The sequence below is a fragment of the Pseudomonas paralactis genome, from assembly GCF_001439735.1.
GTDB classification, from domain to species: domain Bacteria; phylum Pseudomonadota; class Gammaproteobacteria; order Pseudomonadales; family Pseudomonadaceae; genus Aquipseudomonas; species Aquipseudomonas paralactis.
Map to the genome: position 1 here is coordinate 200,375 of NZ_JYLN01000003.1, position 24,942 is coordinate 225,316.

The 24,942-nt window shown below is 61.1% G+C and carries 21 protein-coding genes; 3 read left to right on the forward strand and 18 right to left on the reverse strand.

All coding sequences use genetic code 11. From position 1 onward, the window contains the following. Nucleotides 1-19: 19 nt before the first annotated feature. From TX23_RS09105 to TX23_RS09115, 3 genes are all read right to left on the reverse strand, one after another. Nucleotides 20-4,624 carry a coiled-coil domain-containing protein gene (locus TX23_RS09105; protein ID WP_057701908.1) on the reverse strand — a complete coding sequence of 1,535 codons (4,605 nt, stop codon included), beginning with the start codon at nt 4,622-4,624 and terminating at the stop codon, nt 20-22. A gap of 115 nt (nt 4,625-4,739) precedes the next feature. Then, entirely contained in the window at nt 4,740-5,717 is a 978-nt protein-coding gene (locus tag TX23_RS09110) for an asparaginase (protein WP_057701909.1), read from the reverse strand. A 76-nt stretch (nt 5,718-5,793) separates the two neighbouring features. Beyond that, nucleotides 5,794-7,239, reverse strand: coding sequence for an alanine/glycine:cation symporter family protein (locus TX23_RS09115; RefSeq protein ID WP_057702284.1), 1,446 nt, complete (start codon nt 7,237-7,239; stop codon nt 5,794-5,796). 568 nt (nt 7,240-7,807) lie between these two features. Between TX23_RS09115 and TX23_RS09120 the strand changes: the two genes are divergently transcribed. The 3 genes from TX23_RS09120 to TX23_RS09130 all read left to right on the forward strand — a co-directional run bounded on the left by TX23_RS09120 (nt 7,808) and on the right by TX23_RS09130 (nt 10,124). After that, the gene (locus TX23_RS09120) at nt 7,808-8,098 is read left to right on the forward strand and encodes a DUF3077 domain-containing protein (RefSeq protein WP_082629593.1); all 291 of its coding nucleotides are present in this window, start codon (nt 7,808-7,810) and stop codon (nt 8,096-8,098) included. A gap of 230 nt (nt 8,099-8,328) precedes the next feature. Then, on the forward strand, nt 8,329-9,738 hold the full coding sequence (locus tag TX23_RS09125) for a PAAR domain-containing protein (protein ID WP_057702285.1): 1,410 nt from the start codon (nt 8,329-8,331) through the stop codon (nt 9,736-9,738). Next, on the forward strand, nt 9,735-10,124 hold the full coding sequence (locus tag TX23_RS09130; protein ID WP_057701911.1) for a hypothetical protein: 390 nt from the start codon (nt 9,735-9,737) through the stop codon (nt 10,122-10,124). The genes TX23_RS09125 and TX23_RS09130 overlap by 4 nt, the downstream gene beginning before the upstream one ends. A 154-nt stretch (nt 10,125-10,278) precedes the next feature. On the opposite strand, the gene TX23_RS09135 is transcribed toward TX23_RS09130, so the two are convergent. The 15 genes from TX23_RS09135 to TX23_RS09205 form a co-directional block, all read right to left on the reverse strand. After that, complete coding sequence (locus TX23_RS09135) at nt 10,279-11,505, reverse strand: hypothetical protein (RefSeq protein ID WP_057701912.1); 1,227 nt, start codon at nt 11,503-11,505, stop codon at nt 10,279-10,281. Between the two features lie 443 nt (nt 11,506-11,948). Next, the gene (locus tag TX23_RS09140) at nt 11,949-12,908 is read right to left on the reverse strand and encodes a PDR/VanB family oxidoreductase (RefSeq protein WP_057701913.1); all 960 of its coding nucleotides are present in this window, start codon (nt 12,906-12,908) and stop codon (nt 11,949-11,951) included. Then, complete coding sequence (locus tag TX23_RS09145) at nt 12,905-13,939, reverse strand: aromatic ring-hydroxylating oxygenase subunit alpha (protein WP_034134089.1); 1,035 nt, start codon at nt 13,937-13,939, stop codon at nt 12,905-12,907. Before TX23_RS09145 ends, TX23_RS09140 begins: the two co-directional genes overlap by 4 nt. Before the next feature lie 19 nt (nt 13,940-13,958). Next, entirely contained in the window at nt 13,959-14,186 is a 228-nt protein-coding gene (locus TX23_RS09150) for a recombinase-like helix-turn-helix domain-containing protein (RefSeq protein ID WP_003195684.1), read from the reverse strand. A 17-nt stretch (nt 14,187-14,203) separates the two neighbouring features. After that, on the reverse strand, nt 14,204-15,346 hold the full coding sequence (locus TX23_RS09155) for an FAD-dependent monooxygenase (protein WP_057701914.1): 1,143 nt from the start codon (nt 15,344-15,346) through the stop codon (nt 14,204-14,206). A 13-nt stretch (nt 15,347-15,359) separates the two neighbouring features. Beyond that, entirely contained in the window at nt 15,360-16,325 is a 966-nt protein-coding gene (locus tag TX23_RS09160; protein ID WP_057701915.1) for a VOC family protein, read from the reverse strand. Next, nucleotides 16,322-17,818 (reverse strand): aldehyde dehydrogenase, encoded by a 1,497-nt coding sequence (locus TX23_RS09165; RefSeq protein ID WP_057701916.1) that lies wholly within the window; start codon nt 17,816-17,818, stop codon nt 16,322-16,324. Before TX23_RS09165 ends, TX23_RS09160 begins: the two co-directional genes overlap by 4 nt. Before the next feature lie 9 nt (nt 17,819-17,827). Further along, a complete protein-coding gene (locus tag TX23_RS09170) occupies nt 17,828-18,631 on the reverse strand; it encodes an aspartate dehydrogenase (RefSeq protein ID WP_057701917.1) in 804 nt (267 codons plus the stop codon). Nucleotides 18,632-18,641: 10 nt separating this feature from the next. Continuing rightward, entirely contained in the window at nt 18,642-20,327 is a 1,686-nt protein-coding gene (locus tag TX23_RS09175) for a thiamine pyrophosphate-binding protein (RefSeq protein WP_057701918.1), read from the reverse strand. Then, nucleotides 20,320-21,117 (reverse strand): SDR family oxidoreductase, encoded by a 798-nt coding sequence (locus TX23_RS09180; protein WP_057701919.1) that lies wholly within the window; start codon nt 21,115-21,117, stop codon nt 20,320-20,322. Before TX23_RS09180 ends, TX23_RS09175 begins: the two co-directional genes overlap by 8 nt. Before the next feature lies 1 nt (nt 21,118). Further along, nucleotides 21,119-21,952, reverse strand: a complete 834-nt coding sequence (locus TX23_RS09185) for an IclR family transcriptional regulator (RefSeq protein WP_057701920.1) — start codon at nt 21,950-21,952, stop codon at nt 21,119-21,121. Next, a complete protein-coding gene (locus TX23_RS09190) occupies nt 21,949-22,827 on the reverse strand; it encodes an alpha/beta fold hydrolase (RefSeq protein WP_057701921.1) in 879 nt (292 codons plus the stop codon). The genes TX23_RS09185 and TX23_RS09190 overlap by 4 nt, the downstream gene beginning before the upstream one ends. Nucleotides 22,828-22,831: 4 nt before the next feature. Next, on the reverse strand, nt 22,832-23,371 hold the full coding sequence (locus tag TX23_RS09195) for a cupin domain-containing protein (protein ID WP_014720525.1): 540 nt from the start codon (nt 23,369-23,371) through the stop codon (nt 22,832-22,834). Between the two features lie 13 nt (nt 23,372-23,384). Continuing rightward, nucleotides 23,385-24,152, reverse strand: a complete 768-nt coding sequence (locus TX23_RS09200) for an SDR family oxidoreductase (protein ID WP_087149489.1) — start codon at nt 24,150-24,152, stop codon at nt 23,385-23,387. Next, the gene (locus TX23_RS09205; protein ID WP_057701922.1) at nt 24,149-24,925 is read right to left on the reverse strand and encodes an ABC transporter permease; all 777 of its coding nucleotides are present in this window, start codon (nt 24,923-24,925) and stop codon (nt 24,149-24,151) included. The genes TX23_RS09200 and TX23_RS09205 overlap by 4 nt, the downstream gene beginning before the upstream one ends. Nucleotides 24,926-24,942: the final 17 nt, after the last annotated feature.

Below are 24,942 nucleotides of genomic sequence, written 5' to 3' on the forward strand. Positions count from 1 at the left end.
CCGTTGCGCGAGAAGGCGATCAATCGCGCCCTGTGGAGAAAAACATCTGCTGCGCCTGCGTCAGGCTGATGCTACTGCGATAGAAGGCTATTTGTTGTTCGGTGGTGTGCCCGCTTACATCGTCCGACACGCTGCCCTGCTCGCGTTCTTGTGAGGTTTTCAGGCGCGCTGAAATAAATCGCTCCAGCGAGGATTCTGGAGCCTGGTAGTGGAAGTGGGCATACCAGAGCACCGCCTTGGTGGACTTGTCGGTAAGGGTGTACTCATCCAGATAATCCTTGATGCTGCTTTTAAGTCGGCGCCGTTTTACGGTTTTTTTGATTTTGATCAGGTCATGATTTTTGAGCCATTCAACACCTTCCATGGTTGGCGGCTGTTGCTTGATCATTTTTTGCAGATGCTGATTGGCCTGTTCATAAAGGGCTGTCGCGGCCTCCTCAAGTTTTTGTCGCAGGGCGACAGCAGGGTGCTCAGTGCTTTCAGTCTCATTGATTTTGGTCAAGGCCTCGTCAATGTCATCGACGGCCTGCTCCATTAATTGCGCATGCTGATGCAGTACATATTCGACGCCGATGGGGGTGCGCGAAGTATCGTCCGAGTGCTCGGTTACACGCGTTTTAAAGGCCGGCAAGGCGTCCAGCAGTGTCTGCGCCTGACGCAGGCTGGTATCGACAGTGACTGCGGGTCGTGAGACCTGCGGAGTATCCGAGCCTACGTGCTGCACCCAAATGCCCTTTGACTTCTCGTGGAACGTAGCAATGACTTTGCCTGTCAGCGGTGAGCGGATATCCACCAGGTCGGCTTCAAGCCCCACGCTAGTGAGGCGAGGTTCGCCGATCAGGACGCCGTTGAAGCGCGTGCGGATAAACTTCTTCACTGGCCTGGGCGGCATAGGCGGCCCCAGTGGTCGGCCCCGGAGTTTTTCCAGCGCCAAGTGCAGGGGAGCTAATTGCGCGCTGGCGCGTCGGGAGAAATCACGCAGCGATTGACGCAGTTGGGCCAGCGGCGGGGCAATGATCTGCTCGGGGAACTCCTGGGCCACGTCCTCCAGTCGCTCATCGATGAACTTGAATTGCTCAACGAGGCTGCTCATCGTTTGAACACGTTCGTCCAGGCGCGATTCGCCACGCTGCTCCAGCGTATCGCGCAGGGTCTGCACCGCGATGTCGGCGTAGTCGATCGTGTCGACAATCATCTTCCAAGCGCTCGGCTCGGTGGTGAGGGATTGCGGTTCCAGGCACAGGTTCCGCGCCAGCGTCACTTGCAACGCCTTGAGGTCGTCGCTGGTGTAACCCAGTGGCTTGTTCTTACTGTTGGTGCTGCGGATCAATTCGATGCCGGCTTTGCCCAGGCGCTTAGCCTCGGCAAAGCGTGATTGTTTGTAGTCAAGACGTTTAATCATCTGCCGGTTCATGTCAGCCAGTTGCTTGAAGTCGTCGATATGGCTCGCCTGGGGCGAAGAGGCATGGGCTTCGAGTTGATCCAGAACTTTTTTGAGTGCTGGCGCGAAGGTGGTTTGTTCTTCGGTGATGCTTGCTTCGTTGAGCTCCAATTGGGCTTTCACATAGCCGAGGGCTTTTTGCTGAAAGTCAGTGACCTGCGTGAAAACATTCAGGGTCAGCAGATGCTGGCGTGCCTCTTCATAACTTGAACTCTGGCTGCTGAGTTTCTCCAGGTACGCCTGGCGCTTGGCCTGAGCGGATGTGCTTGGCGCTTCGTTCATGTCTACCAGGGCTTGTTGCAGTTCGCGCTGCGCGTCTTTTTTGGTTTTTTCGAACGCTTCCAGTTTTTCACGCAGCTCGCTTGCGCTGGTCTTCGCTTTATCCCTGGCCTGTCGCTCCTCCCGTTCGATCCCGCCACTGTTCAGGCTTATCCGGGAGTCAACGAACCACTCGCCCTTGGCATTGTGAATCAGTGACAAACCCGTGGGATCGGTGTGCTTGGGGTCAATGATGACAACCGTGTTGTCATCCTGCAGCGTCACCTCAAACCAGCGTTCCCCAACCTGTGCGTAGTAATGCTCCTTGTGAAGATACAGGTGTTGGTAAGCACCGGATTCGGTGATGGGATTTTGCAGGCCTGTGGGCTTTTCGATTTTGTAACTGTCCAGCGTCACGGCCAGGCTGACAGCGGTGCGCTTGATCGCGCCGGTGGTGTTCAATGGTTCCGCGTGGCTGGGAGGCGGCGCGTGTGACTCCAGATCCGGCAACTGTTGCACGGTAAACTGCAAGGTAGTCTCGGCGGGACCCGGTGGTGGGGCGGGTGTCTGTGTCTCGAGCTTGCCCGCTTCGGCAGGAGCGTGTGCGCGATGGGCCGCGTGCAAGGCAAGCGCCATGCCCAAGTTGAGTAACACATCGGTCAGAGCCGACCATTTTGCCGGCTGGTCATCATGCGCTTGGGCATCGACGAAGGTTTGCAGGTCATCGACGATCTGCCAGATCCATGCCCCGGTGTTGGCTATACGGCCCATGAAGGGCAGAGCCGCATTGAAGATCAGCCAACCGGCCTTCTTGAAGGTGGCCCAACGGCTTTCCGCGTTCGACACGGATTGGCGGTCTGCCAGCTCTATCAGTGCGTTGGCATTGCTATCGAATAATGTGTTGAAGAGGTCGCCATTGAGCACGTCTTCGCCAAGGCTCATCGGGCCGCTGTAGGTCCAGAGTTTGTCAGGCTCCACCAGAGCATCGGCGATGGCCCACGGTGAGGGCAGAGCGCCGGGGAATACATATTGGCTGTAGTCATCGCGTATCGAGTCCGGCAGCCAGGCGACCACCGAATCGCGCAGCGTGGCTGACTGGGTGATTGTATACAGCAGGTTAGCTGGCGACGGGAACTGCATCAGCACCGGCTCGAACAGTGGACGATACAACAGGCATGGGCCGGCCTCGACACGCTGCGGACCGATCACATACATATTGCTCACTACATCGTGGGCATTGGTGGTTCGGCGTTGCGGGTTGAAACTCAGGCGTCGTATGACAATGGCTTGCCCATCGACGTTACGGTCGCTGTTCTCTGCCTGCAGCACTGCAGCGACATAGCGGTAGCCGCGCTCATCAATACCGGCCTCGTGGCGAATCTTGTGTTGCAGGGCCAGCATCGGCAACTGCACACGCAGGTGCTGGCTGTACAGAGCCTTGCGTTTGCTCGACTCCATTGAGTCATCGACCAGTTTGCTGCGAATCAAGGCCGGGTAGGTGGTGCCGATATTGATGCGCTTGATGAGGGTTTCAATGTAGTCCACGGTCAGCCATGTCGGAATGGATTGCCGTGTGTCGGCCAGCAGGGATTTGTTGCCGACAGGCAGCGCAATCAAGTTTTGCAGGGCAAGTTCGGCAAGGCTGAAGGTGGTGGTTTCGATTTGGCCAGGTGCGGTGAACAATCCCCACACCACCTGGCTTTCGACCTGAATGCTTAATTTTTCCAGCGCCAGGTGCTGAAACTCTGGATGGTCGTTTTCAATCTCTGCTTTCAGGCGGTCCAGCGCGTATTGCTCGATGGCAGGTATGTCGTCCTGATAGGTCTTGCCGGCATTGAGGCTGTGCACGGCGGCCAGGTCCTTGAGGTGCCGCGAGTAGAGGGTCTGGTCGGTGACGGAGGCGCTGGTCAGCCAGTCCGGCAATGTCGTCTGGTACCAATCCAGTCCGGGGCCGTTGCGATCAGGCTGCGTCATCGTCTCGGGGAGTACGCTTACCGCTGTAGCAGGTGTGCGGGCCGTGGTTGTGTCACGGTTGCCTTGAAGCTGCAGGGCGATCAGTCGCAAAGCCAAGCGATCGAAATAATTGTCATCCGGTTCATAGAGACGCCATTGCAGGCGATCAAAAGCTTCGCAGCCCTTCAATTGAATCGACAAGGACGCCCCCAGCTGCTCCATGGACTCGAACTTCTCGTAACCGCTGTCCATTGAATAGCTCAGGATTCGGGTCTGCCCTTGCGACTTCCCCACGAGCACGGCGTTGAATACCAGGTCTGTGTGCTCAGTTGTCTCGCCTCTGACCAGGTCGACATCAATCAGATAGGCGCGGCTCTGGAATCGGTCGTTGACCTGGCGAAGCGCTCGGTCCGGGGCATGGAACAAGCTGCGGGCCAGGGCGCAATCTTCGTCGGTCCAGCCGTCGATGTGCTGGACATTCCAGATATCGCGCAGTGTGCTGGAAAGCGTATGCCAACGAGGGCCGTTGCCGTTGCTTTGATTCCAGAACGCGACTAACTGCTCCTCGTAGGCGCGTGGGATGACCTTGGCCAGGATGTTGATTGTGTTGGCGATTTCTACAATACGCACCGGCAGGTGAACCGCAGGTTCTACCACTGGCGCCTGGGTCAGAAAATGCTCGCCCTCTATGCACTGGGTTGGAACCCAGGTCACGGACTGCCTGGCGAGGAGGTTGCTGAGGGATTGGTAATGAGTCTGCCCGGCAACCACCTGATCATCGATGAGTTCCCAGGTCGGGGTTCCCATTAACGTGTTGTCGGGGTCCAGATGCAGATCGGGATACTGCTCTTGTAAGGAATGGCGCAGCAGCTCGCGGGCCGTCTCGGTGAAAGATGGCGCGACGTTAAGCAGCAGAGCGATCAATTTATCTTGCTGAATGTCTTCCTGAGAAGTGGAGCCTGGAGTGGTCATGATGCAGCCCTGTCTTGTCCATGGATGGAAGTAACCCGCGCGTGTGCTCGGGGGTTCCATGCTAGAAAGGGGCAGGACAGGGCTGGCGGTGGTTATGTAGCGTGGCTGTGCGGGTTCAGCTTGGTTCGGTGCCTAAGTCCAGTTCCACCAGACGCCGTACTTCGTCATTGGCAAGACCTGCACCGAGCAAGGCGTGCAACTTGCCGAACGCCGCTTCGCGCGTCATGCCGCCGCCGGACAATACGCCGACGCTGCGCAAGCGGCTGCCGGCTTCATAGACGTCCAGTTCCACACCGCCCTCATGGCATTGAGTAATGGCGACTACGACCACACCCTGACCCTGCGCGCGCTGCAAGCTTGCGAGGAATTGCGGGTTGTCGCTAGGCCCGGTGCCGCTGCCGAAACACTCCAGCACCAGGGCCTGGAGGCCGCTGTCGATCATTGCGTCCAACTGCGCCGCGCCGATACCTGGGACCAGCGGCAGCACGCCGACGTTTGCCAAGGCTTTGGGCTGACGGTAATCCAGCGCGGCGGGCAGGGACTCGGCACGGGCGAAGTCATTCTGGCGCTGCAAGGCCGCAAACGGATTGCGTCCAAAACTGCGGATCTTTGCGCAACGCGTCGGTGCCATCAATGCACCGTGGAAGTACAGATGCACACCTGGCGCCAAGCCATTACCGAGTGTGGACAACGCACCGCTGACGTTTTCCCAGGCATCGCTGTCCGGCACGCCGGCCGGCAGCATGGAGCCGGTGAACACCACGGGTGCCGGCAAGCCCAGCAATTGAAAGGTCATCGCCGCCGCGCTGTAGGCCAGGGTGTCAGTGCCGTGCAGGATCAGCACCGCATCGCAGCCGTCGTCCACCGCTTCAACCACGGCGGTACGCAGGCGCTGCCAGTAGGCGGGGTTCATATTGGCACTGTCGATCAGTGGCGACATTTCCTGGAAGCGCCACGCGGGCACGGGCGCGTCGGCAAGCTGTGCGCGCATACGCGCTTCAAAACCTGAAGCGGGGGCCAGACCATTGGCGCTGGCCTGCATACCGATAGTGCCGCCGGTGTAGAGCACCATCACGTTGTTAGCTGGTTGCATGAGAAATCTCCTGAACGAAAAACGCCGCCGGGCCCAGAGCATGCCCAAGGCCGGGCGGCGTGTCATCTAGCGGTGATTAACGTTGCGTTTGAGCGCTCAGTTCAGCCGACGGTGCTGCTTGAGGCTTTGCCGGATTGGCCGGCCAGGCCTTGCGGTCCAGGTCCAGGTCAGGGAACTGGCTGGAGTCGAACACTGGGGTCTTGATGCCCGCTGCGCGCTGGTTGTCGTAGTCGTTGAGAATGCGCATGGCGATCTTGAACAGGAACGCCAGGGCAAACAGGTTGACGAACGCGAGCATGGTCATGGTGATGTCGGCGAAGGCAAACACGGTGCTCAGGTTCTCGATCGAGCCCCAGAAAATCAGCACCAGCACCAATGCGCGATAGCCCATCAGCACCTTGCGGTTGTTGCCGACCAGAAAGCGCAGGTTGCTCTCGCCCAGGTAGTAGTTGTACATGATCGAGGTGAACACGAACAACGCCAGGGCCACCGAGATGAACATGCGGCCCCAGTCACCCACTACTGCCGCCAGGGAGTTCTGGGTCAGGGCAATGCCGTCGCCTTCAAAGCCCGGGGTGTAGAAGCCGGAGAGCAGGATGAGCAATGCGGTGCAGGTGCAGATCACGAAGGTGTCGAGGAACACGCTGAACGCTTGCACCACGCCCTGGGCGATCGGGTGCTCTACCGAAGCCACCGCCGCTACGTTGGGCGCACTGCCCAGGCCTGCTTCGTTGGCGAATACGCCACGTTTGACACCCATGATGATCGCGCTGCCCACCAGGCCACCGAAGGCCTGGTCGAGGCCGAACGCGCTCTTGACGATGGTCGCGAGCATGGCCGGTACGTGGTCGAATTGCAGCACGATCACGTACAGGGTCACGGCGATGTACACCAGGGTCTTGACCGGCACCAGCAGGTCGGCGATCGAGGCGATACGCTTGATCCCGCCGATGAACACCAGGCCCAGCAGCACCGCCAGCGCGAGGCCGGTGTAGGTGGTGTCGAGGCCAAACGCGTTATTCAACGAGTGGGTGACAGCGTGGGCTTGCAGGCCGTTGAAGGCAAAGCCGAAGGTCACCAGCAGCAGGAACGCCATGACCATCCCCAGCCAGCGTTTCTGCAGGCCGTGCTGGATGTAATACGCCGGGCCACCACGGTAGGTGCCTTCAGCGTCGGTGCGTTTGTACAACTGGCCAAGGGAGCACTCGATAAAGCTCGAAGACATGCCCACCAGCGCGGTGACCCACATCCAGAACACGGCACCCGGGCCACCCAGAGTCACGGCAATGCCGACACCGGCGATGTTACCGGCACCCACGCGGCCCGCCAGGCTGAGCATCAGCGCCTGGAACGAGCTGAGTTGACCGGCGCTGCTCTTGAGGCTGTCTTTAAACACCGAGAACATGTGGAAAAAGTGACGCAATTGAACGAAACGCGAGCGGATCGTGAAATAACCGCCGAGCCCGACTATGAGCACGATCAGTACTTTCCCTGAGAGGAAGTCGTTGATGACTTCGAGCATGGAGTGTTCCTCGCTGATTTTTCTGATGGCAAACGCAGGACGGTCCGACGCATCGCTCGGCACCAGGCAGTGCACGACGCTCGATCCCCATCCTTTTGCGGGTGTTGTTATTCATGCGCTTTCGCGTGGTTCCCGGGCCTCGTTACCGACAGCCGCAGACGCGAAGAGGGGCGGCACTATACCTAGCTGCGCGCCAGCCGTCTGCAAGGGGCGCAATTGGCCGAGGAACGGTCAATAGGAAAAGGCGCGCTGGAGGTGATTAATATCTCACCACAACAGCCATTTGCCACCGGTTGCGAGGGCACGTGCATAGCGTTAATCTCTGCGGCGTCGCTGCTCATCAGCGACCGGGCCTGGAAACCCGATGCTTAAGGACGCTACAGCGTCGTCAAACAATCAGCAGGCGCTTTTTTTATGCCTGCCGTTTGTGCTTTATGGCGGCTGTGCGTGGGAGACCTTCGGGTCTGCCGGGTTCCTTTTGCCTCGGTTTCCAGCCCGCGTACAGCTGCCACCCTTCGCCTGGAAACGTTAGTGGCAGCTCTTTTTGTTCATGCAAAAGGACTCTGCTATGCCAAACGCTCTATCAGCCGAAACCATCGGCGCCGCCACCTTCGCAGACTGCGGAGAAAACAAAAACCACCTGAAACTGTTCCGCGTCAACGCCGGGGTTCCGCTTGTGGAAGCCCTCGAACACGCCTCCCACGTGCTCTACTACGCCAAAATGCTCTCCCTTGAAGCCGCCATGGACCCAAGGGCCGAGAAGTTCGCATTTGCCTCGCATTACCTGGGCGAAATGGGTAAAGCCATCATCGACGACCTGTTGCTGGCGATGCAGCCTGGCACTCCACCTGCGCAGTAAGTAGTACACACCCGGTGCGCCGCACCGGGTGTCGTTGAGGCATCAGATTTTTACGACGAAAACCTCGGAATCGTCTGACTTTACCCTAAGTAAATCCCTCTCCAAAGTTTGGCTTGCCGCTGACTCGCCCTTGCTCGTTTACCTCGATTGAACTGCGTCACGCGTTAGTTTTCTTGTCGAGACGAGGAGGAAAGTACGGCCAAAAAAACTTAATGGATGAGGGAAAAACAATGAGCGTAGGTTATTTCATTGGCCTAGGTGACAAGACCACCTGCGGCGGGGAAGTGCTGGACGGTGATAAAAGAGTCAACATACATGGCCTTTTCCATGCGTGCGAAGGTGACCGAGTCACCTGTGGCAAGGACGGGCAAATTTATAAGATCGTCGGTGGCATTTCCTACATAAACAGCCATGGTCGGCTTATGGCCGGTACGTTGGATAGTTACAGCGACTGTCCCTGCAAAGCCGAGTTGGTGCCATCGGTGTTTTCAGCCAAGTACCACAGCACAGGTGGCTCGGTTGTGAGGGCCAACAGGCAAGCCGCCGAGCCGGTCCGGCCAACTGCTCAGTCGGCAGCGCCGTCTCAAAACGCTTACACCCCGGCAAACCATTCGACGCCGCCCGTATTTAACAGTCTCTCGAGCCAGGAGCCAGGTTTTTATATCGTTCCCAAAAGCGTGACTCGCGAAGCGTTGGAGGCCACGCTGTTTCCAATTCGTGATCCGGCTGTGATGCGTAAGCTTCAAGCACTGAATCCCAATATCGGCAACGTCAAAGCCGGCTCGATGATCGTGCTCAGCGATCCGAACAACACGTCGTGCACCTATCAGGAAGCGCAACTGATGCAGGCGGCTCAACACGTCAGCGCATCTCTGGAGGAGTTGACGCCGGACGAGGCTGACTTTCTGTATCGCCACGGTGCTGAAATCGCCGGTTTCATCGGCCAGACCTCAACCTGGTTAGGTGTCAGTGCGGTGGTGATGGAAAAGCACCTGAACAACCTGCGCGACACGTTGCAGGCCATGGAGCGTCTGCATCAGGACAGCTATCGGCAGCACGGGCACCTAAGGTCACCGCAGTTCTTCGCTGATCGCCAACGGTTGATGAGCCAGTTGGATGCTCATCTGCTCAATTCCACCCGCCTGCGCGGGCAGACCACCTTGGGCGATCACCCCAAGTTGAAAACGGCCCTGGGTATATCCAGTCGCAGCTTGGTACATCACTGGGACAAGGCGGGTGGGCCGGGGCAGATTCCGGGGTATGCGGCTCATGTGGAGGCGACGAGTCGGGCTACCAAATATATGAAGGCAGGTGGTTATATTGGGATTGGGCTGGGCGGCGTGTCTTCGTTGCTGGCTATTCAGCAGGTGTGTAAGGGTGACTCTGGGGAGACGTGTGAGAAGGTCAAGTTCACGGAATCGGGAAAGTTCGGCTTGTCCACCGCTTTCGGTGCTTTAGCCGGATGGGGGAGCGGACTTGCCAGTGGTCCGATCTGCTTGGCACTTGGTGCCTCTACTGGAATAGGGGGAGTTGTTTGCGTCGCTGCCGTTGTAGGGACTGGCGCATGGATAGGTACGACGGGCGGTGGAGCTGCGGGGGAAGTCATCGGGGAAAAAATTTATGAAGTGATTCAACGATGACCAATATCGACACGTGGAATCCTTGGATTGTGATCATCGTTATTGGTGCACCGACTCTTATTGGAGTTGCTGGCCTCGCATTCAGTCTGTACCTCACCCACCGTCACTTGGACGCCATAAAGGAAGCTTTGAAAAACAGCCGTTATATCTACCTTTGGGGAGACAGCCTCGGGAAACGAGGGTTGATTTGGTCTCTTTTGGAGATGTCAAAAATCGCTGGGATGGTCTTGTTGCCAAAGTCCTATATCCGCTTAGGCGACTTGGACCCTGTGGACTTCGAAAACTTCCCACCCTATCTAAAACGCCGTCTCACAATCGTTACGACGATGATCTTTACCGCCTTGATCTGGATGGCTGTTGTAGCCATTGCGCTGAAGTTCAGGTAACCCAAACGGGCCTCACCCGAGGCCCGACATCAGCAAAAGCCAACTGCCAGCGCACAACCCCTGTGGGCTTGCTCGCGAATGCGTCATATCAGCCACTGCATGCGTTGACTGACCCACCGCCTTCGCGAGCAAGCCCGCACACAGGGGGTCGATGTCAGAAGTAGTAACCGATGTTGACGTTGGTGCGGTAATACCAGTCGTTGCTACCCACCGAATTGGTGCTGGTAAAGCCGCTGCCATTCTCCGCACCGCCATAGGGGTTGGCGTTACGCGCCCAGGTGAAGTCGACCCAGGCCATCACCGGCATCGCCAGGAACTGCGCGCCCACGGTGAACATCTGCGAGTCGTCCCAGGCGCTTTTGTCTTTCATCATCCGGCTGTAATCGCTGTACAGCTTGATCTTCTTCAATTGCCCCAGCCGGGGCGTGTGGATGTCGTAGCCGACGTTGAGCGAAGCCAGGCTGGCCTTGGAGGCGATCAGGTACGCAGGTGTCAGGCCGTTGCCGCCCATCAGCACCGAGTCGTTGCTCACGCCGCTCGGGTTTTCGGGGTCGTATTCGTAGCGGATGGCTTGGGTGGTGACGGTCCACAGGCCCTTGCTGATGATGGCGTGCACGCCGGCGGCCCAGTAGTCGCCATTGTCCTTGGTGGTGGCGTTGTACAGTTGGGCGGTGGCGAGCGAAGCACCGACTTCGGTTTTCCAGCCATCGTTGTTGAACGTGCGCGCCACGCGAGCGTTGAATTGGTTGCGCTTCTCGTTGTCCTGGCGCGCTTGGGTGAAGGCAATCGCGTTGTCATCCAAATCGGCGTAACGCCCCACTTCCGGCGAATAACGCAGGTCGCTGGGCAACATGCGCGGGAAATAGCCGAGTTGCACGTCCCAGTCCTGATCCTTGTAGCTGTACTTGAGGCCAGTGCCGGCACTCACCGCGTAGCCCATGAAAAACGGCAGGTGGTAGCTCCAGCCAAATTGTGGATAAGGCTCCAGGCCGAAGGGTTTGAACGGCGCTCCCAGTTGCAGATTGGAATTGGCATTGAGCCGATAGCCCACGAAGCCGCGATCAATGGCGCGCTTGCCGTCGTCCTGGAACCAGTAGCCGATATCGCTGTAGAGGCTCTTGTAGGTGGCCTGCACATCCAGGCGGAACGTATCGAACAGAAACCGTCCGTTGTTTTCGGTGGTGTCCCAATGCTCGTCGCGATAGTTGGTACGCAGCGCCCCGCCAATGTCCAGGCTGCTGTCGCCGCTATCGCTGCGCCAGGAAATATGCGGGAAAGGTTTGTTGGCGGCGTTGGCCCGCACCGGCTCGGAAGGAATGGGTTCTGCGGCGAAACCGCTGAAACTGGCAAACATCAATCCTGCACACAAGACGCGCTTCATAGAGACCTCTCTACCGGTTGATCGGCAACACTCGTCCGCTTGCCTTTAAAGGCAACTAAGGAGGGAGCGGGTCTTACCGGGTTTAAGTGTTGGTTTTTATTGTTTTATCGGCGAAACGCCGTTTAATCAGTGAATGCGCAGGAGTAGAGCAGGAAGTGTGCCAGGCGGCTTGTTAGTTGATTTTTTATAAAAACACCATTAAAAACAGTTGTTTATATGGGAAACAAAGCTGTTTGTATAACCCATGAAACAACCCATAAGTGCGGTAACAAAGTTGCCCGTGATAGGTGCGTATTTATTGCACGCTGCCAATGAAACGTGCACTTTGCGGGTGATCCTGTAGGAGCGAGCTTGCTCGCGAAAAACGTTAACGATACTGCGTGCACCCTGGAATAACGCGGTGCCTGGACGTTCTTCGCGAGCAAGCTCGCTCCTACAACGGGTTAGAGGTCGAGCACCAAGCGTTGGCTCTTGCAGCCGGAAACGCACACCATCATCGATTTGTTCGCCGCCCGCTCGGCCTTGGTCAGCACCCCATCGCGGTGGTCGATTTCGCCTTCCACCACCCGCGTTTCGCAGGAGCCACACACGCCTTCGCGGCAGCTGTGATCAATGTCGCAGCCCGCCTCAAGCAGCACATCCAGCAAACTCAAGCCGGGTTCCACCGCCAGGGTTTTGCCGGACCTTTTCAGCTCAACGCTATAACTGCTCTGGGCGTCTTCACTGGGTGGCAGTTCGGCGGCCGCAAAGCGCTCGATGTGGGCGTGGGGATAACCCAGGCGTTCACAGGTGCTTTCGAAGGCGTCGAGCATCGGCGTCGGGCCGCAGCAATACAGGTGCGTATCCGCCGGCTGGCCGGCGAGGTAGGTGGCCAGATCGGGCGGCACGCCTTTTTCATCATTGAAGTGGTAAATCACCCGCGCACCGAGTCCGCCCAATTCTTCTACCAATGCAGCTTCCTGGCGTGAGCGGGCGCAGTAGATCAGCTCGGCGGATTTTCCCAGCGCCAGCAACTGACGAAACATGCAGTAAATCGGCGTGATCCCGATGCCGCCGGCCACCAGCACACTGTGGCTGGCGCTCAGGTCCAGTTCGAAGTTGTTGCGTGGCGGCGAGATCGACAACGGCATGCCGACCCGCAACTGGCTGTGCACGTATTCCGAGCCGCCACGGCTGTTGCGATCACGCAGAATACCGACCACATAACGCCCACGGTCGCTGGGCGAATTGAGCAATGAATAACTGCGCACCAAGCCGTTGGCCAGGTGCAGGTCGATATGCGAACCCGCATCGAACGGCGCGAATACGGTATCGCCCAAAGGCCGCAGCTCGACGCTGATGATGCCTTCGGCTTCATAGCGCAGGGTGTGGACGCGGGCGTTGAGAAGGGCGACTTTGTTCATGGCAATTGCTTCGCGTCGATCAATTCGAGCTGGGCCTTGGCAGCGTTCTTCAAATAGCGCCGCAGCCGCACTACGCCCAAGTCGTGCTGGTAGAGGTTTTCACGCTGATTGGCATCCGGTTCCATGAACTCCAGCAGCACCCGGTCTTGTTCCAGTACCGCCCAATGCCTAGCTTCCAGGCGGTTCTTGTACAGAAACCGCCAGGTGTCGCGCTGCCAGCCGGTCAGCGGGCGGCAGCGCCAGTGGAACGCGGCGGCCAGCGAGCGGCTGCTGGGGGTGTAGCTGCCGATGATGGTGAAGTTGCCGCCGGGGCCGCCGGTTTTCGGGTAGGGGATTTCCAGGCGCAGCCAGTGGCAGCCGTTGTCCACGAACTCGGTCCAATCGAAGTTCACGCCGCGCTGGCCTTCCTTCTCAAAGAAAAAACCGGTGTCGGTGTCGCGGGTGACGAACTTGGCGGTGGCTTCACCTTCGCTCATCGAGTGCGACATCTTGTGCAGGTAGGTGCCGTGCATCGGGTCCATGACGTTGTCGATCACGTAGCGATAGTCGCCTTTCCACTCGGTGTAGCAGACGAAGCTGCTCCATTCGGGCGAGGTCAATTGTTCGGGCAGCACCAGCTGCGGCGCAACGTCCAGGTGCGGGTCGGTGGCGTTGAACAAGAAGATCGCGCCTGCGGCTTCGCGGGTGTGGAACATCCTCGTGGGGCGACTGCCTTCAAGCTTGCAGCCGGGGCTGCCGGGCACTTTGGTGACCGTTCCGTCGCAGCGCACTTCAACGCCGTGATACGGGCACTGCAGGCGATCGCCCAGCACTGGCCCTTGGGACAGCGGGGCACCGCGATGAGGGCAGTGGTCTTCCAACGCGTGAACGCTGCCATCGTTGTCGCGCCACAGGGCGATCTTGTAGCCCAGGCGTCGTATCGACAGCGGCTTCTCACCCAAAAGGTCCGACGGCAATACCGGGAACCAGAGGTCTTTGAGGCCATTGGCCAGATGCTGTTCAACAGGGTCGACGGTCAATTGCATGTTCATTTTTATTCCTTCTGCCGGGTCATTCGCCCAGCCGGGCCATCAGGGTTTTGTAGGCATCTTCGGTCCACTCGCCGCTGGTCAGCGGGCACGGCGGACCGGCCAGGTTCAAGTGCGCGAGCAGCGCCGGCAGTTCGGTCACGCCACTGCCAAACGCACGCTCGATGGAATCACCCAGCAACTCTTCGAACTGGGTGTTGGGCCGTTTACGCGCCTGATGGGGTTGCAGGTAGGGTTCGTGAGTACTCATGGTGTTGACCTCCATATTCAGGCTGCGTTGGTTGTCGAGATGCCCCAGGCGTCGTAGCCGTAGACCCAATCGGCGTTACCGCCGTCCTTGAGCCACTGGTTGCCCCGCGAGCCGATCTGGATCTGGCTGGTACGCTCCAGACGCGCTTGCTGGTAAGCCTGCAAGGCACCGGCCACCGAGGCCTGGCTGTCGAGGTCTTGCAGATAGCGGGCGAGCACCACCGCGTCTTCGATGGCCTGGCCGGCACCCTGGGCCATGAACGGCATCATCGGGTGGCAGGCATCGCCCAGCAGGGTGATCGCGCCCTTGGACCAGAACGGCAGCGGGTCGCGCTCATACAGCGCGGTCTTGAGCACGTCGGTGCAGGCATCGAGCAGGGCGCGGGCGTCCGGATGGAACGCCTGGTAGTGGCTGCGCAGCTCATCGGCATCGCCGGCGCTGGTCCACGACTCTTCGTGCCAGCTGTCCTGGGCGGTGGTGGCGAAGATGAAGATGTCTTTGCCCTGGTTCAGCGGGAAGGTGACGATCTGGCTTTGCGGGTTCGGCCCCCACCATTTGGTGAACGCCTGGATGTTCGGCACATGCGCCACCTGCTCGGCCGGCACCACCGCGCGATACGCCACCACGCCGGTAAAGCGCGGATGCTCTTCGCCAAACAGCGCGTTGCGCACCACTGAGTGGATACCGTCTGCGCCAATCAGCACGTCACAACGGTGCTGGCTACCATCCTTGAAGTGCAAGGTAATGGCGTCGTCAGCCTGTTCTATCCGCTCGGCGCGCTTGGCGAACTGCACGTTGTTCAGCGGGAACACCTCGGCCAGGGCCGCGAGCAGGTCGGCGCGGTGGATGGTCAGTTGCGGCGCGCCGTATTTTTGTTCGGCAGCATCGGACATTTCCAGGCGCGAGGTTTCCTCGCCGGTGTCCCACATGCGGCTGATGCGGTGCGTGGGGCGAGCGGCCGGGATGCGTACGGCGGGGCCAATCCCCAGGCCATCCAGCGCACGGACCGCATTGGGCGTGAGGTTGATATCGGCACCGACCCGCAAAAAGGCCTTGGACTGTTCGAACACGGTGACCTGGTGACCGGCGCGATGCAGGGCGATAGCGGCGGTCAGGCCGCCGATACCGGCACCGGCGATGGCAATATTCAGGGAAGGCATGGGCGACTCCTGCTCAAGGTTTGGGTTTGTCGGTGAGGAACTTGCCTTGCGGCGCCTCGACGTGTTGCTGGCGCCGGGTGTTGCCGTCGATACCGCCAGCAATGGCCCATTCGGCGAACACTGTGGGGCCGGGCTCAAAGGTGCGTGGCTGCCATTCGCCGGTCAGTTGGTCTTCATCGGCGTAGTACTCCACCAGCGCGCCCGCCGGGTTCTTGAAGTACCAGAAAAACGCTGAAGACACCGGATGGCGGCCCGGCCCGATCTCGGTCGGCCAGCCGCTGCGGGACACGTGCATGCCACCGCCAAACACTTCGTGAACATCGCGCACGGTAAAGGCCACGTGGTTCAGCCCGGCCCGTGGCGCCGGCAGTTGCAGCATGAACAGGTCGTGGTGGCCGCCTTCTTCGGCGGTGCGCAAGAAGGCCCCGCGGTCCGGGTAACGGTCCGAGGCCTGGAAGCCGAAACGCTCGTGGTAGAAGGCTTCGCAGGCGTTCACGTCCTTGACGAAAAACACCACATGGCCGACTTCAATCGGTGTGGCGCGCTCATAGATCGGCGCCGCCTTGTTGATCCGGCCCTTGGTCTGCCAAGTGTTATGGCCGCTGCATTCAATCTCCAGTTCACGCTTGCGCGTGACTTGCAGGCGGATCGCTAAACCATTGGGGTCGGTGCAGCCAATGCGCCCGTCACGTTCGATAAACCCCGGGTCATTGGCGATGCGTTGGCTGTACAGCGCCAGGTCGGCCGTACTGGCGACGCCCCAGACCACTTCGCGCACCGTAGAGCCGGTTTCGATGGCCGGCGGCAGGCCCGGTTTGTTCAGGTCCGCAAGCACTACGCGGCAGCCGTTGAGGGTCTCGAACACTACTTCGTCCGGTTGCGCGCTGACTTGGGTCAGGCCCCAGTCGCTGAAAAAACGCACGCAGGTGTCCAGGTCCTCGACGCCGTAAGTGACTTCATCAATACCTAAAACGCTCATTGCGCTACCTCTCGTGGCACACCGGCCCAGGCCAGTGGCTGTTCGTTCATGCCCCAGTAGAGGCTCTTCTGTTCCATGTACTGCAGGATGCCCAGGCGACCTTTTTCGCGGCCCAGGCCGCTGTCGCGCCAGCCGCCGAAAGGTGTGGAGATCGAGAACTGCTTGTAGGTGTTGATCCACACCGTACCGGCCTGCAAGCGCCGACCCAGCGCCCAGGCGCGCTTGTAGTCGCCGGTCCAGATGCCGGCAGCGAGGGCATAGACGCTATCGTTGGCCTGCTCCAGCAGTTGCGCCTCATTGTCGAACGGCATGGCCACCAGCACCGGGCCGAAGATCTCCTCCTGGCACACTTGCTGGTGGTTGCTCAGACCCTCCAGGATGGTTGGCGGGTAGAAAAAGCCCTGGTCATACAATCCACCGCTTGGGCGCTGTCCGCCCAGGCGCAGGCGGCCTCCTTCGGCCAGGCCGAGGGCGACGTAACGCTCCACGGATTCGCGGTGGCTGGCGCTGATCAACGGGCCCATCTGTGTATGCTCGTCGGCTGGGTCGCCTACTCGCAGGTTCGCGGCGGCGGCGACCAGGCGCTGCATGAACGGCTCGTACAAGGCCCTGGCGATGAACAACCGCGAGCCGGCGATGCAGGCCTCGCCCGACGAACTGAAGATGCCGTACAGCACCCCGGCCACCGCATGATCAAGGTCGGCGTCATCAAGGACGATGGTCGGTGATTTGCCGCCCAGCTCCAGGGACACCGGCATCATTTTGTCGGCGGCGATATGGGCGATGTGCTTGCCCGTGCGCGTACCTCCGGTAAACGACACGCGCTTGACCAGGGGGTGGCGGGTCAGCGCATCCCCCAGCAACGAACCCTTGCCCGGCAGCACGCTGATCAGTCCCTTGGGCAGGCCGGCTTCTTCACACAGACGTGCCAGACGCAGGGCCAGCAGTGGGGTGATTTCTGCCGGTTTGATCACCACCGCATTGCCCGCCGCCAGTGCCGGCGCAACCTTCTGCGCCTCGCTGGCAATCGGCGAGTTCCACGGGGTGATCGCGGCCACCACGCCCATCGGCTCATACACGCTCATGCTGACAAAATCACCGCGTGACGGGGTGATGGTTTCTTCCAGGGTTTCGCAGGCCGCGGCGAAGAACTGAAAGGTGCCGGCCGCACTGGCTACCAGGGCGCGGGTTTCATTGATCGGTTTACCGTTGTCCTGGCGCTGCAGTTGCGCCAGCTCTTCGCTGTGCAGGCGGATCAGCTCGGCGATGCGGTACAGCACACCGGCTCGTTCGTGAGGTTTGCGCTGGGCCCAGCCGCTGTGCAGAAACGCCTGGTGCGCGCCCTGAATGGCTTCTTCCACATCCTGCAGGTCGGCGGCATTGAGCCAGGCCACGGCTTCGCCGGTGGCCGGGTAGCGGCTGGCATAACGCTCGCCACGGCCTGGGCGCCACTGGCCGGCGATGCAGATGGGTAATGTCTGTTCGGTGTTCATCGACGGCTCCTAAATGGAAATCGCGTGGGCATGGTTGCCCAGGGCACGGACCACGCTGTACACGGTCAGCGCCGAGGTCTTCGGGTTGGCCAGCAAGGGCTTGCCGCGCAGGCTCAACTCGAAGCGGCCAAAGGCGCCACGGGCTTCGAAGTGGTGGACGTTTTCATCGCTGTGGGGGTCGGCGATCAACGTGACATGGGTGCGGTCCAGGCCCAGCCCGGCCAGCGACAGGGTGGCCGCGACGTTGGCGTTCTTGGGGTACAGCCGCGCCGCTTCGCGAGCGCTGCCCTGGAAGATCACCGTGGCCTCATCGATGCTGTCCAGGTCACAGGCCTGTTCGCCGGGGGTGTTCTTCCAGGCGTGTGCCGGCTTGCGGCCGGTGTAGTTGACCGAGTCCAGCCCGCCGACCTTGGCCGCCGACAGCGCATCGATGCCGCCGATGGCGCCGGGCAGCAACTCGATGCGGGTCTTGCCACGCTCGGCCGCCGCCTCCAGGCGTTCTACCAGACCGACCTCGGACAGCGCGCCCACCGATACAATCAGGCAGGCAATCCCACGCTCCAGCGCCGGCAGCACATGCTCTTCAATGGCGCGATGCCCGGCGCACTCCACCAGCAAATCCGGGCGGGCATCGGCGGGCAAGGCCGTCAGCACCTGCGGCGGCTGCTTGAAACTGGCCAGGCGCTGGCGCACCAAGGCTTCGGAGCCCTCGGACGCGATGACGTAATCCACGCACAGCTGTGGGTCGTTCTCCAGCAGCTCCAGCACACCGACGCCAATGGCGCCGCAGCCGATCATGGTGATATGCAACATGGTGCGATCCTCAGGCGATAGCCTTCTGGGCTTTGGTTTCGCTGTTGGGCGGGCCGGCAAACTGGGTGGCGAAGTTGCCGACACTCAGCATGTCCACTTCCAGCAGGAACGGGCCCGGCTGACTCAGGGCGCTGTCCACCACCTTGCCGAAATCCTTGAGGTCGGTGACCAGCCCATGGCGCAGGCCCAGGGACTCGGCGAGCTTGGTGTAGTCCGGGGTGTGCAGGTCGACGTAGCAATGGCGGCTGCCGTAGACCGCGTCCTGGATATTGCGGATCACCCCGTAGCGCTGGTCGTTCATCAGCAGGATCACCAGGTTGGCGCGCTCCTGCACCAGAGTCGCCAGCTCACCCAGGTTGAGGATGAAGCCGCCGTCACCCGCGATGGCGAACACTTTGCGCTCGGGCGCCGTTTGCGCTGCGGCGACCGCTGCGCCGATACCCATGGCCAACCCCTGACCAATCCCGCCGCCCAAGGCATGCACACCCGCGCGTGGGTGATAGAGGGTCAGCAGGCGGTTGCCCCAGATGCTGTTGGAGAGGGTCACATCGCGTACCCAGGAGAAGTTGCGCCCGGTCACGGCCTGCAATTGCTCGACCATGGCCGAGTACGGCCCGAGGTCGGCCATCAGTTGGCTACGTGATTGTTCGCGTACGGCTTTAAGCTCAGCGAGAAAGCTCGGGTCGGTGTGCAAGCGACCTTCCAGGCGATCAGCCAGGCCTTCGAGCGCCAGTGCCGCGTCGCCGCAGACAAACAGTTCGCTGGCGTAACTGCGGCCTTCGATCGCCGGGTTGGCGTCGATACGCAAAAGGTTCGAAGGCAGTTTCAGTGCGTACTTGAAGGTTTCGTTACTGCGCAGGCGCGAGCCGGCGATCAGCAGCGCATCGCAGGTTTGCAGGAACTGTTCGACCCGCTTGTTCTGCGAAAAAGCCCCCAGGCAACGCTCGTCGTCTTCATTGACCACGCCACGCCCTTGCGTGGAGGTGATCACGCCCACGCCCATCGCTAGCAGGCGTTTAACTTGTGCGCCGGCGTGCCGGGCGCCGCCGCCGAGCCAGAGCATCGGCCGCCTGGCGCTGGCCAGTCGTTCTGCCATCAAGTCCAGAGCGTCCGGTGCGGGGACGGCGACCGGGATCGGCAGTGGCGACAGGTCGGTCGGCATCGGGATAAAGGTGGACTGAATATCGATGGGGATTTCGACGCTGACAGGCCCGGTGGGCGCGGTCAGGGCGGTCTGCACCGCGAGCTTCATGGTGCTCAGGGCGGTTTCGACGCTGCGTACGCGAAAGGCGGCCTTGGACACCGCCTTGAGCATGTTCAACTGGTCACGGGCTTCGTGGATGTAAGCCAGCTCCTGGTCCAGGTACGGCGTTTCAATTTGGCCGGTGATGTGCAGCAGCGGCGTGCCGGCGGTCTGGGCTTCGACCATCGCGCCGGCGGCATTGCCGGCGGCGGTGCCGGTGGAGGTCAGGCACACACCCAGGCCGCCGGTGGTGCGGGCGTAGGCATCGGCCATGTTGGCGGCGCCGGCTTCGCCCCGGGCCATGACGAAACGGATATTGCCGCGCACCGCAAAGGCATCGAGGATCGGCATGTTGTGGATCGAAATCACGCCGAACACAGCCTTGACGTCGCATTGCTCAAGAAAGGCGGTGATGGCAGCGCCCACGGTGACAGTGTTGTTTTCATTACGCATGGCGGGACAGGCCTCCGGATACATCGATATGGCTGCCTGTGGTGTAAGCCGACAGAGGCGAGGCCAGAAACAGGATCGCGCGGGCCGCTTCAATCGGCAGGCCCAGGCGCCCCAAGGGAATGTGTTTTTGTTGTGCCAGCCGTGCGGTCCATTGCGCCCAGCCGAGGTCGCGTTCTTCGCGCGCTTCGAAACGCCTGCGCCACTGCCCGGACTCCACCAGGCCAATCAGGATGCCGTTGACGCGGATGCCCTGCGGGGCGAATTCAGTGGCCATGGAACGCACGAGGTTCTTGAGCCCGGCGCGTGCGGCGGAGGTAGCGACCATGTGCGGTTCGGGCTGGCTGGCCAGCAGCGAATTGACGCAGACGATGGCGGCGTCAGGCTGGCTTTCCAGCTGAGGCTTGAAGGCGCGGACCGGGTTGATCACCGAGAAAAACTTCAGGTTCAGCTCTTCGGTCCAGGCGCTGTCAGTGGTGTCGGCAAAGGTCGAGACCCGGCCTTGCCCGGCATTGTTGATCAGCACACTGGCCGCCCCCAGTGCCGCCAGGCTGGCGCTCGCAAAAGCGTTGACCGACTCGGCATCGAGCACATCGCAGGCCTGAGCCAACAGGCGGGCCCGGGGGAAACGCTCGCGCAAGCCGGCTTCGGCACGGCGCAGGCGCTCTTCGTCACGACCGCAGAACGCAACTGCCGCACCGGCTTCCAGCAGCAGTTCGACACAGGCCAGGCCAATGCCGGAAGAACCACCAGTGACGATGGCAACGCGGCCCTGCAATTGGTAAAGGCTCATGTCAGTCTCTCATCAAGGCGGTGACGCGGGGCTGCCCGTTATGGGCGCCGCCGTTGTAGTTGAGCAGGCGTGACAGCTCGTCGGCGCTGCGACGGACCTGGTTCAAGAGCTCTTCAAAGTTGACGTGGCCGATCTGCGCCGTGGGGATGGTCACGCCGAGGGCCGCGACGATGTCACCGCTGTGGTCGCGCACCGGCGCGGCCACCGTGGAAATCGCCGATTCGAAAAAGCCTTCGCCGCTGACAAACCCGCGCTGGCGGTCGGCCTGGACCAGGTCGAACAGCGCCATTACGGTTTTCGGCGTGCAAGGCGAGTGTTGTTCCAGGTGTTCTTCGGGGTACAACTCGCGTAGCTCGGCCAGCGACAGATCTTCCAGCAGGATGCGCCCCAGCACGGTGGCATGGGCGGGCAGGCGGGTGCCGACGTTGACCGCGTTGGAGAACACCGAAGGCGGTGAGACCTTGGCCACGTAGACAATCGAACGACCATCACGCACCACCAGGTTGCTCGGGTAGTTGACCCGGTCGCACAAGCGCGCCAGCAGCGGCTGGCCCAGCTCGGTCAGCTCCAGCGACGCCAGGTACTCGAAGCCCAGGCGCAGCACGGACATGCCGAGGCGGTATTCATTACCGCTGCGGGTGACGAAGCCCATGGTCTCCAGGGTGGTCAGCAGGCGGAAGATGGTCGAGCGCGGCAGTGCCAGGCGGCGTGCCAGCTCCGGTGCGGTCAGGGTGCGGTTGCGTCGGCTGAACTCACAGAGCAATAGCAGGCCCCGCTCAAGGCCGGGAACAATGTATTTGTCCTGAGCGTCTTTGAGCAGATCGGAATCGTTCATAGGGTTGTACCTGTCAGGGATTGTTGGAGAGCACAGGCCAGGCGCCCGGCAACCACTTGCGGTTGTTCGATGGGGCTGGCGTGGCCGGCGTCGGCGATCAGGTTGAAGCTGGCGCCCAGCGCCTTGGCCACGCCCAGGCAGATCTCGGCGGGGGTGATGCTGTCGGCTTCGCCGCAATGTACGTCGCACGGCATGGCCGGTTGCCCATGGCGCAGCAGGTCATCGCCGCACAACAACTCAATGGCCTGGCGATAACCGCCGGGGTTCAGGCGCGCCATGTTCCAGCGCACCCAGGCCAGGGCCTGCGGCGTGGCACGCGGCGACAACATGTGAGCACTGCGTTGTTCGGCCAGGCCGGCGATACCCAGACGTTGCAGGTTGTCCAGGCGCTGCTGGCGTACCTGTTGGCGCTGTTGGGCCAGCTGCGGTGCGCCATAACCGCGAGCCGGGCTGATCAACACCAGGCGGCTCACCCGATGGGCCTGCGAACTGCGGGCGAACGCCAGGGAGGGGAGCGCTCCCAATGAGTGACCCACCAGCACGCAGGTTTCGACCTCCAGCGCATCGAGCATCTGTGCCAAGCGTGCTGCGTACTGCTCAGCCTTGGGAGCGTCCGACTCCAGTGCACTGGAGTCGCCGTAGCCGGGTGCATCCCAGGCAATGACCCGGGCCTGGGTTGCCAGTTGCCGAGCCACTTGCAGCCAGGACGCCGCCCCGGAGCCGATACCGTGCAGCAACACCACCACTGGCCCCGCGCCGCATTCGCGCAAGGCTTGTTGCCCTCCGGCTGCAGCCACCAGGCGCTGAGGAAAATCGCGCTCCAGTTGGGCTTGCAGGTCGGCCGTCGGCGCGGCTTGAGAAAGTCCTGGCAGCATGGGCTTATCCGCGCTTGATCGAGGCCAGAGGGTGCTCTGGCGGATAGGTCGGGGTGATGGGTTTTTTTGCGCCGAGCATCACGCACATCAACGCGTCTTCGTCGCCGATGTTGATCTCTTCGCGGTACACGCCAGGTGGCACGGAAATCACATCGCGGTCGGTGAGGATGGTCTCAAAGCGCTCGCCGTCTTTCTCCAGCACCACCTTGAGCTTGCCGCGCAGTACGAAGAACACCTCTTCGACGTCGATGTGCAGGTGCGGCGGACCTTCATGACCGGCCGGGATCACCATGGTGGAGAAGGTGAAATGCTCCGACGGGATGGTGTTCATGTCGGTGCTGATGCCGGTGCCGCCGGTGCCGATGTAGCGCATCTGTGCACGGCGGAACTTGGGGTCGTAGTCGGCCTGGAATTTCAGGGCATCCCAGTCGTACTTGCGCGTTTCGTAACGGGCGATACGGGTATTCATCCAGCTTTCCAGGCTGGCGCCGGCCGGGCGATCCCAGCTTTTCGGGGTATCGTTTTGGGCAGATAAATCAGTCATGACAGTCTCCAGATCAAGGCATGACGAACCCGCCGTTGACCGGCAGGGTTTGTCCAGTGATGAAGCGGGCAAGGTCGGACAGCGCGAACAGCACGGCGCCGCTGACGTCTTCGGGCAATTGCGGGCGTTGGATGGCCCGCTGGTCGTTGTACAAGCGGTGACGTGCCTCGGGCACGTAGGCGGTGGCTTCCACCAGCACCAGGCCAGGGGCAATGGCGTTGACCGTGATGTTGTCGGCCCCCAGCTCGCGGGCCAGGCTGCGCGTCATGGCGATAATCGCGCCCTTGCTGGCGACGTAAGCCAGCAGGTTTGGCGCGCCCCACAAGGGTGTATCCGAGGCCAGGTTGACGATGGCGCCGTGGCCGCTGGCACGCAGCGCCGGCAGGCAGGCGGTGGTCATCAGCCAGGTGCCGCGCACGTTGACCTGCATCACCTGGTCCCAGGTGTCGATGCTCAGGTCTTCGCAGCCTTTGCCACCGGAGTTGGTGATGGAGGCGTTGTTCACCAGGCCATCGAGGCCGCCCAGCACATCGAGTGTCGCGGTGATGCACGCCTGGATTGACTCAGGCTGGGCCAGGTCGACCGTGACAGCCTGCACGTCCAGGCCCAGGGCCTGCAGTTCACAGGCCGCCTGTTGCACGCGTTCTTCCAGCACATCGGCAATCACCACGCGGGCACCGGCCTGGCCGATGGCCTGGGCGAACCCGTAGCCCAGGCCACGGGCACCGCCGGTCACCAGCACGCGGCGACCTTCGAGCAAACGGTTCTGGTGGTTCATCATTGCGTGCTCAACATGGCTTTGGGCATGTAGTGCAGGACGCGTTTTTCCGCCCACACCACGGCGCCGTAGGCGATCACCCCAATCAGGGTGAGCATGACGATGGCGACGAATACACCCGCCGTGTTGCCTTGGCCCTCGGCGTCCACCAACAGGAAGCCCAGGCCCTGGTTGCCGCCGACCAGCTCACCGACGGTGACGCCAATCACGGCCAGGGTGGAGGCGATGCGCAGGCCGGAAAACAGCGCGGCCATGGCTGAGGGAAATTCCACCAGGCGGAAGATCTGCCAGCGGCTGGCGTTCATGGTGCGCACCAGGTTGATCATGTCCGGGTCGACCGTGCGAATCGCCGAGAGCACGTTGATCATCACCGGGAAAAACACGATCAGAATCGCGATCAGAATCTTTGGGTAGATGGTGTAGCCCAGCCACATCACGAACAGCGGCGCAAAGGCGACCTTCGGTGCAATCTGCAACGCCAGGATGTAGGGCGACAGCATTGCTTCAGCCGCGGGCGACAGGCCCAGGGACACACCAATCATCACGCCCAGCAAGGCGCCCAGGGCGAAACCGACGACGATCTCCATGGCGGTGATCAGGGTGTGTTCCAGCAGGCCGCCGCTGTGCCACATCACCAGGCTTTCCTGGGCCACGCGGCTGAGTTTGGGCATGACGAATTCGGGCATACCGAGCAGCCCGGGGCCCCATTGCCAGAGCGCCAGGAACAGGATCAGCAGCGCGACGCTACCGAGCACGGAGTGGTTCAGGTTTTTCATCGTATGCGTACCTTGTT